The organism is bacterium, from assembly GCA_030247525.1.
GTDB lineage: Bacteria > Electryoneota > JAOADG01 > JAOADG01 > JAOADG01 > JAOTSC01.
On sequence record JAOTSC010000136.1, the window covers coordinates 1 to 8942 of the forward strand.

An 8942-nucleotide genomic window follows, 5' to 3' on the forward strand; every position below is an offset into this window, starting at 1 on the left:
AAGATACGGAATTTTCTTGCTACTCTTCGTGAGTAGCACCATCGCGCTCAGCAACGCCCGAGCAGCCGAGCAGTTAACGCCTCCCGATTGGGTACTTGACAAAGGGGTTTGTACGGTTTCCGGGTTCAAAGTAAAAGACTACCCCCAATGGCAGGTCTGTCAACTCGACCGGGGCGGCGAGTGGCGCGTTTTCGCCGGGATGAAAAATTTCCTGATTTACGTGAACGACCCCGATAAGTACATTGGTACGAAAGTACGGCACTCGGGAGATATTTTGGTCCGCGACTACACTACGAAGAAATGGATCGACGCGCTATTCGCCTACTTCGTCTTCGGCGACGATATCATTGGTCCAAACGGACGCGATGTCGCAGCCTTCGATTCAAAAGAGAAAGCCGAGAGATTTGCCAGAAGTAATAAGGGATTAGGTGTTGTTAGGATGCTTGGATTGCGGCGATCAGTACTTTCCTATTTAGAAGGTGTGCAACCCGATTCGGCTGATTTGGACTCGATTATCGTGCCGAAGGTCATCGAATCGAAGCAAGCGCCTGTCCGCTGACACGAAGCGTTAAGGCAGCGTGTTAACTTGGGATAAAGGGTGATGAAACGTCACCCTTTTTATTGGGCAAGTGGCGCTATTGAGCCTTGGTTAGTTCAGTGATTCTACTCTAAGAGTGATCTCTCAAATCAAGCGAATTTCGATAAACATTGAATTAATAAGTAAATACACGAGTATTCTTTTACGCAAACATTGTGAATGCGTTCACTTGACAGTATAAACTTTACTATTCCTACCGAATTACAGTACATTAGGCTAAACGAAACCCGGACTCGGGAACCTAACTATTGAGGATGTGCGTATACCATCCAACGGAAAGAGAGGAATACTGTGAAAAAGCAAACCTTAGCCCAGACCTTACCAAATGTTGAAGCATATCCGCTACCGCGCCAGCAGCCTATTGCGTCTGCGAAGCAGTGGAGCGATATGAAAGAAGCGGAAGACAAAGAGCTAATCGCCCTCGCGTCAAAAGGCGACTCCTTGGCCTTCCATACTTTAGTCGAACGTTACCGGACACGGGTTGCTGCAATATCCTACCAGATTATCGGCAATTATGAAGACGCCCGCGATGTATCGCAGGAAGTCTTTGTCAAGTTGTTCCGAAGTTTAAGCACTTTCGATGCTGACAAAAAGTTTTTCACATGGCTATATCGCATGACAGTCAATGCAAGCATCGACTTTCTGCGCTCGCGCCGGAAGCGTAATTTGGAAAATAGTATCGAAGAACAACCGGAATACTATCAGGAAACGATTGCTCATCCCGATGGTGACGGTTTTTCCCGCTTCGAGTCGAAAGAGTTGGCAGGAATCTTTCACGAGATTGCCGACCGGTTGAACCCGAATCAAAGAACCGCTTTTGCACTTTGCGATTTGGAAGGCTTTACTCCTGCCGAGGCGGCAGCGATTATGGGTTGCCCGAAAGTAACGCTGCGGTGGTATCTCCATGAAGCCCGAAAGCGCGTTCGTAATGAAATGTTGAAGCTTTATCCAGAATACGCCCGAAAATAAAATCATATCAAAGTAATTTGTGTAACAACCTCCCAATCGGGAGGTTGTTTTTTTATCTTTAGGCAACGTATCACAAAATGCAATCGAAAGGAATGATAGCAGCAATTTGCACATGAACACCAAACACGAAACTGACGAACCGCTCAAACCGGCTACTACCGGACAATCTAACGAAGTGAGACTTTGCGATTGTGAGCATAACGAGGCTATTGCCAAGAAGAATCTTGCACGAAAAACATCCCCCGGTTTCGAACCCGATTCGGACTTTTGGGATGGCTTTCACAGCAAAGTGATTTGCAATTGCAATCGTACTGAGAATTTCTCAGAACGCCTTTCACGGTGGCGCACAGTTTATCTTCCCTGTACATTCATACAATACAGCAATGGCGGTTTAGTCCGCATGGTGTTGCTTGGCGTTATTGCAATCATCTCAATTCTTTTGTTGCTGAAAACCCCCGCATACACTCATACTCCGCAGACTCCCGAGTCGATACGTATTGAGCGTGATTCTACCGGATTACCGGTTTATCATTCGGTAGAAGTCAAGTGAAACGAACCTCGCTGCTTTTGATTACTTCTGTTGTCGTCATCCAGTTATCACTAACCGGATGTTCACAACGTGATGGCGTACTGCAGCAATTGGATCGCGAGTTTCAACGTCTATCCGGAGCACTATCCCCTGCAATTGTTCTGTTGCTCCCAGTGGGTGACGATGGAGAGACAACCGGAATTTCCGGTTCGGCATTGGCAATCGGCATAAATGGCGAGTTGTTGACAACCGCTTCCGCGATCAAGGACGGCAAACCGTTGGTTGCCCAATTCTCTGATGGTAGACGATCCCCTGTAACACTCATTGGTTCCGACTGGGAAACGAATCTTGCATTACTTCGTCTCGACTCAGCAAGAGCGGATCTATCGATTCCATTAATTGGTGCGCACGATGTTGCAACCGGTCAGTTAGGAATTTTAGTCGGCTCTGCTCCGATGATCTCGGGGGCAGTCGTGATGTACGGTATGCTTAGCAAGACGACACTTGGCGGTGACGATCCATACGATGCGCCGCTTTATGCGCTTAGCGCTCCCAGCATGTTGGCAAGACCGGGTGCGCCAGTATTCGACGTATCGGGACGTTTGCTCGGGATCGTTGATGGCAAAATGCATGCAATATCAAGCGGCAGTTGGACGGTTGTACCGTTAAGAACAATCAAAGCAGTGTTGCCGCTTTTAGAGCGAGGCGGTGGCGTACCACGAGGCGTGCTGGGAGTAGTTCCCAACCCTTCGGGAGAGACTGCCGAGGGTGGGGTCATCGTCAAAGAGGTTGTACCTGAATCTCCTGCTGAAAAAGCGGGTATCAAAAGCGAAGACATTATTATTGAGTGCGATCAGATGCGAACACTACGTATCTCATCTTTGCGGGTAACCGTTGCCGGGAAACCGGGACAAACCGTGGGAGTAAGTTATCTCCGCGGTGGAAAACGTGTCGACGTGAACATCCCACTTGGGAGCCATGTCGGAACACCCAACGACCCACAGCGTGATCCATTCCGGAAATTGTAATTGCGAGTATTCCAATAGGAAATCCTCGTTAGCGAGTTTTAGAATCGAGTATCAGATGAGTTCATCGAACTCCGAACCCGGCTTTCGGCCACAAGAAATTCAGCAGCTCCTAAAGAATTCGGTAGATGCATTCGCCGAACCGCAATTGGCTGGCACAAAAGAAGAACCCCCCGTAAACAAAAAACCGGTCGATCCAACAAATTTTACAATAACCCCATTGGAGCTCGAGCATCACCTAAACCAGTTTGTCATTGGCCAAGCGGATGCAGTATCTATCCTTGCCACGAAAATTGCAACTCACTACAACCGGATGCGCCTTGAAAGCCAGCGTCCTGAACTGCCCCACATTCTGGGCAATATAAAACCGAATGTTGTCTTGATTGGACCAACTGGCGTCGGTAAAACGTACATCATCCGGTTGATTGCCGATTTCATCCACGTTCCGTTCGTAAAAGCAGATGCCACAAAATTCAGTGAGACCGGATATGTCGGCGGCGATGTTGAAGATTTAGTCCGTGAATTGGTTCACGTCGCCGGCGGCGATATCGCGGCGGCCGAGCGCGGTATAATTTACATCGACGAAATCGATAAAATTGCCGCTGCATCGAATACGATGGGGATTGACGTATCCCGTACCGGTGTCCAGCGTAATCTGCTCAAAATCATGGAAGAGACGGAAGTCGACATGAAAGTCCCCCATGACATCGCTTCGCAGATGGAAGCCGCGATGCAGATGCAGCGAACAGGGAAAGCGGAACAGAAAAAAGTCAACACCCGGAATGTTCTCTTTATTGTGAGTGGTGCGTTTCAACAACTCGAAGAAATCGTTCGAAAACGGATGAAAGGCAGTACTGTCGGTTTTGGAAAGAATTTGCATCGGGTCGGAAGCGACGATAACTGGACGGAAAACATCGTTGCGCAAGATTTGGTATCATTTGGTTTTGAAACGGAATTTGTCGGACGCCTCCCGGTGATGGCGAAGCTTATCAAACTTGGCGTCGACGAGTTATATCAAATCCTCCGCTCCCCAACCAGCGCAGTTGTTTTGGGAAAGAAGCGGGATTTTCTGGCATACGGGATCAACTTAGAATTTACCGATGATGCATTCCATTTGCTTGCCGAATTAGCGTTCGCCGAGCGAACAGGCGCTCGCGGCATATTAGCCGTACTCGAACGTCTATTGCTTCCATTTGAAAAGTATCTGCCGGGAAAAGTAACAGAGCTACTCTTCGATGAAGAAGCAATAACCAACCCCAATAATGCGCTCGAACGAATTTTGACTCACTCCTCCGTATTGGCATACCAACGAAAGATGCTGTTCGATCATTCGTTAACCTTGCGGTTTGGCGCTGAGGCCGAGCATTGGTTGTTGGAGAAAAGTCGAACGAGCGGGATAGCGGTAGAGAACATCCTGACCGAACTCTTGAAGAATTATCCCTACGGTCTTACATTATTGGGTAAATCCGAAATCGACATCACCGTTGAGATTCTACAAAACTCCCAACGTTTTCTGGATGAAACGATACGTACGACGTTTGCCAAGCGGGAAGAGCAGATAGAGGGGAACGAATGACAAGCGATGTTATCAAAGTAACCGGAATGAGTTGCGATCATTGCAAAGCCGCCGTCGAACAGGCGTTACGGAAAGTACCAGGAACGTACAAAATCGATGTAAACCGCCCTGCTGGCACCGCCGCAGTGGAATGGGACGAATCAAAAGCGCCCCGTACGTCTTTAATTGAGGCAATCGTCGACGCAGGATTTGAAGCTGAGTAATTCGTAATACTTTCGTTTTGAAACGCTGATGGATTTTGTACCGAGTGGCCATCACTCAGTGTATCCAGCCAGCAGATTATCCCCGCGTAACGTCCGACATCATCGGTTCGTTACGCATTTACCGCACCGACTCCACTCGAGGAATCAATGAAGAAATCCGCATTTTCAAAGTATATGGATCGCGAACCACTCATCGTTTTTGAGTGGCACGACGACGAAACCGACGCAGTCGGTTGGACAGTCATTAACTCATTGCGCAACGGTGCTGCTGGCGGCGGTACCCGGATGCGCAAGGAAGTGAACCGGGAAGAAGTTCGTGGCTTGGCAAAAGTCATGGAACTAAAATTCACGGTCTCTGGCCCAAAAATCGGAGGCGCGAAGAGCGGTATCCGGTTCGATCCCACCTCGCCGGATAAAGCCGGTGTTGTTAAACGTTGGTACAAGGCGGTACTGCCGCTACTGCGCTCCCGTTATGGTACAGGTGGCGATATGAATCTCGGTTTGAATGATACCGTGCTACCTATCCTATGGCAGTACGGTTTGGGTCATCCACAAGAAGGCATCGTCCGTGGACATTACCGACGTAATGAATTGGTAACGACTGAATTGTTACATCGCCTTCGCACCGGAATTATCATGCCGGTACACGGATTCAGCGAGTTACTGAAGATCAAAGGGTATGCCCCGACAATCGGTGGCATTATGACTGGTTACGGTGTCGCACATTCGGCCATCTGGTTTTATGAGAATACTCACGGTTCAATTCAGGGGAAGAAAATCGCAATCGAAGGATTCGGCGAAGTCGGCGCGTTAGCCGCTTATTTCCTCCAAAAAGCGGGAGCGAAAATAGTAGCCCTACACGACCAAAACCGCTGGATAGCGAACGACAAAGGTTTGCCGGTATTGGATCTGATGGCAGAGCGTCCCGAAGGAAGACACCTTCCAATCGAGGGAACCAAAGAACGGAAGAAAGGGGAAGTGATTCCACCTTACTTCAAGAAAACCGATTTCGATGTTTACATTCCCGCTGCCATTGGCGAATCGATCTCCCATGAGCATTTAGAGCAATTGCCTGCGAAGGTAATCGTTAGTGGCGCAAATGATCCTTTTGTCGGCGATCCTGTTGGCAATACGAAGATTCGCGATGAAGCCGATAAAAAGGTTACGGTCATTCCCGATTTTGTCGCGAACTGCGGTACGGCTCGCCTCTTTGGAATTCTGATGGATCCCAATCGTCCTGCTATGCCGGAGGAGAAGGAGTTCCTCTCTGATCTCGAAGCCACCATCGACCGTCCGTTAGCCATGTTACTGGATAGCAATCCGAAGTTAACAGGTTGGGCAACAGCGGCCTACGAACATGCGGCTCAGGAATTGGAAGATGCTCGCAAAACTGGCGATTATGATTATCCGGTATAAATGTGATTGCAGCCGGTTACAAAATTCATTGTGACCGGCTGAGTTATTGCTCCAGTCTCACAAGTGAGTTACTTTCCGGTGTGCAAAACGAGTTTATGAATGCGGAATGGAGTTTTACTCACTGATAATCAAGAGGTCGTTCGCTGGATTGGTACTGCGCTTGCGGGAACAAACGGTTCGGTTCGTGTTCGGAGTAGTGTCGAAGCTTTTGTCGGTGAAGTAACCTCACGACTAATCGATTGGGTGATTGTCGACTTAACCCATGATTTCAGCGCCCGTAAATTGGTGTTCCACCGGGTGCCCTCCGCTGTGGAAAAACATGTGATTCTGGATGAGAGCTCTGATGTCGATCGACTCCAACTCTCACCATTAGGATTGTCTTCCATTCTACACAACCAAGTTTCGGTCTCTGACATCCGTAGTCGTTTAGGATTGACTGTCTCAGAGCGAGAATCTAACGGTCCCTTTTCCAAATTTGCATTAATCGGCTCCGACCGTCCGAAGGATTTAGAAGGTTTGAGTGCTGAATTTGAGCGTATGGGATATCAAGCTGTGTTCGCGGGAAACATTCGCGAGTTGCAACAAACATATAAAAGAGTGTCTCCAACAATCGTCCTTTTAGCGTTCACTCATTTCTCATCTTACGATTTTGAGTTTTGTCGCCGAGTCAAAAAAACAAAAGCGAGCGAGCGCATCACAACAATACTCATCACCGATGAAGCGACTCGCGAACTAGTCGTGGAAGCAACCAAAGCGGGCATTGATGAGATTTTGCGGCTACCATTGGAATTGCAATCATTTAACGAACGAATTACCCTTGCAATGAATCGAACTTCAACAAACGGTTAGGAATCTCCAACATGCAGTTAATGAGATTAGATGAGATTCCCGAAAACACCCGGCTCGGTCAATCGATCTTTGACGAGCGAGGTTTGCTGTTGCTTGGCGAAGGGTATCCGCTCAAAAAGTATGAGATGGCAAAAATTCGCTCACTGGGTTATGAGTACCTCTATGTCGACACCCCGCAGAGTGAAAAAGTTACGATTGTTCCTGCTCTTACTCCTCGGGTAGATGCGGTCCTTCATAAAGTTGTTACAGAACAATTTCACCGAATATTCGACCGTGTTCAACGAACCAAGTATCCTCCGGAACATTTACGATCAGTCATCGAAAAGCATGTCGACTTTCAAAACAGTGTCGACATCAACGAAGCTGTTATCGCCTCACGACTGATGATTGAAGACCTCGAGTTAAATGGGATGGAACCGCTTGACACTTTCTTGCTAAAAGGGAAAGCCACTTACTTGGCAGATCATTCGATCAATACGGCTCTGATTGCAGTTTTACTTGGTTACCGGTTTGGTCTTCGACGTAATGATTTGATTGAGTTGGTTTTGGCATCACTGTTTCATTGTTGTGGTCAACTTTTTCTCCCGGAACTTATAGGTCGTGATGAGTTGCTGTTTGATGAACGAGAAGCATCGTTGTTCAGGCTGTATCCGGAATTATCGGAACGGGTTCTTGCTTCCAGTACAGACCGATTCTTCCGTTCGCGTCTCGGAATCCTCCATCATCGTGAACGACAAGATGGGAAAGGATTCCCCAAAGGTTTGACAGGAACGAATCAACGACCCAATTTCTCACAACACACCCCATCCAATACAGTGTATCCGATGGCTGAGATTGTTAGCGTAGCAGCATCGTTCGATGAATATGTCGGCAGAGGTTTCGGGGTGGCGATGTCGCCGGAAGAAGCGGCACTCAACGTTATCGCCCGAATCAACAGCGATCTGAACACACAAATTGTTGAAACATGGTTAAACATCTGTTCACTCTTCCCACCAGGTGTTACAATCAAGATTCTGCGTTGTCCTGACCGCAAGTTAGTTGGTGGGTTCGCCATTGTTCAGAAAACCAATTGGAGTGATCCCCACAAGCCGCGGGTTGTTTTGATGGCGGATGCTTCGGGAAACCCATTAAACCAAACTGAGATTGATTTAGCAGAGTTTGACTATTGCCGAATTCGGATGATTTTGTAGTTTTTCTTGCTTTACTCTCATTTCTACCGGACCTGACGTCCGGTTTTTTTGCTCCATAACTTGGAAGTTTCGAATTTTGGAACTGCCCAAATACGATTATATTCCCGTCAAGAACACATTCAATGGACAGATCAATGAGTTATGAACGACGAGGAGGAATTCTCCTCCACCCCACCTCTTTACCCGGTAAGTTCGGAATTGGCGATTTTGGCCCGGAAGCCTACCGATTTGTCGATTGGTTGGAATCGGCAAATTGCCGACTCTGGCAAGTGTTGCCGCTGAATCCTCCGGGCTTTGGGAACTCACCTTATGCCTGTTTGAGTGCATTCGCAGGAAATCCATTGCTGATATCGCCGGAGATGTTATTCGCCGACGGTTTGATAACTGAAGCTGACTTGAATTATCCGTTTGCATCAACTGCGCGGGTGAATTTCGGGGAGGTGTATCCGTGGAAACGGGAGCTTTTGCATAAAGCATTTCACGCTGCCAAAGCCAATCGCAAATATTGGATAAGTGTACTACAATACCGCAAACAGGAAGAAACGTGGCTTGAGCCGTGGGCAGTATTTGTTGCATGTAAGCAAGCA

Annotated in this window: 10 protein-coding genes; all 10 read left to right on the plus strand. The window is 47.9% G+C overall.

The features are described 5' to 3' along the window. Positions 1–559 (plus strand): nitrous oxide reductase accessory protein NosL (locus OEM52_11530; protein MDK9700766.1); only part of this gene is annotated, 559 nt, incomplete at its 5' end. A 330-nt stretch (positions 560–889) separates the two neighbouring features. Beyond that, complete coding sequence (locus OEM52_11535; GenBank protein ID MDK9700767.1) at positions 890–1567, plus strand: RNA polymerase sigma factor; 678 nt, start codon at positions 890–892, stop codon at positions 1565–1567. A 112-nt stretch (positions 1568–1679) separates the two neighbouring features. After that, positions 1680–2117, plus strand: a complete 438-nt coding sequence (locus OEM52_11540) for a hypothetical protein (GenBank protein ID MDK9700768.1) — start codon at positions 1680–1682, stop codon at positions 2115–2117. Further along, the gene (locus tag OEM52_11545) at positions 2114–3124 is read left to right on the plus strand and encodes a S1C family serine protease (GenBank protein MDK9700769.1); all 1011 of its coding nucleotides are present in this window, start codon (positions 2114–2116) and stop codon (positions 3122–3124) included. The genes OEM52_11540 and OEM52_11545 overlap by 4 nt, the downstream gene beginning before the upstream one ends. Before the next feature lie 55 nt (positions 3125–3179). Next, positions 3180–4697: an AAA family ATPase gene (locus OEM52_11550; protein MDK9700770.1), complete on the plus strand. Its 1518-nt coding sequence runs from the start codon at positions 3180–3182 to the stop codon at positions 4695–4697. After that, a complete protein-coding gene (locus OEM52_11555; GenBank protein ID MDK9700771.1) occupies positions 4694–4900 on the plus strand; it encodes a cation transporter in 207 nt (68 codons plus the stop codon). The genes OEM52_11550 and OEM52_11555 overlap by 4 nt, the downstream gene beginning before the upstream one ends. A gap of 147 nt (positions 4901–5047) precedes the next feature. Then, entirely contained in the window at positions 5048–6316 is a 1269-nt protein-coding gene (locus OEM52_11560) for an amino acid dehydrogenase (GenBank protein MDK9700772.1), read from the plus strand. Between the two features lie 99 nt (positions 6317–6415). Continuing rightward, complete coding sequence (locus OEM52_11565; GenBank protein ID MDK9700773.1) at positions 6416–7165, plus strand: hypothetical protein; 750 nt, start codon at positions 6416–6418, stop codon at positions 7163–7165. Positions 7166–7176: 11 nt separating this feature from the next. Then, the gene (locus OEM52_11570) at positions 7177–8355 is read left to right on the plus strand and encodes a hypothetical protein (protein ID MDK9700774.1); all 1179 of its coding nucleotides are present in this window, start codon (positions 7177–7179) and stop codon (positions 8353–8355) included. 134 nt (positions 8356–8489) lie between these two features. After that, the coding region (locus tag OEM52_11575) for a 4-alpha-glucanotransferase (protein MDK9700775.1) at positions 8490–8942 on the plus strand (453 nt) is incomplete at its 3' end.

What these genes read in the sequence shown, in the direction of transcription:
- OEM52_11540 (MDK9700768.1), top strand. Translation starts at nt 1,680, where the DNA reads ATGAACACCAAACACGAAACTGACGAACCGCTCAAACCGGCTACTACC.
- OEM52_11550 (MDK9700770.1), top strand. Translation starts at nt 3,180, where the DNA reads ATGAGTTCATCGAACTCCGAACCCGGCTTTCGGCCACAAGAAATTCAG.
- OEM52_11555 (MDK9700771.1), top strand. Translation starts at nt 4,694, where the DNA reads ATGACAAGCGATGTTATCAAAGTAACCGGAATGAGTTGCGATCATTGC.
- OEM52_11560 (MDK9700772.1), top strand. Translation starts at nt 5,048, where the DNA reads ATGAAGAAATCCGCATTTTCAAAGTATATGGATCGCGAACCACTCATC.
- OEM52_11565 (MDK9700773.1), top strand. Translation starts at nt 6,416, where the DNA reads ATGCGGAATGGAGTTTTACTCACTGATAATCAAGAGGTCGTTCGCTGG.
- OEM52_11570 (MDK9700774.1), top strand. Translation starts at nt 7,177, where the DNA reads ATGCAGTTAATGAGATTAGATGAGATTCCCGAAAACACCCGGCTCGGT.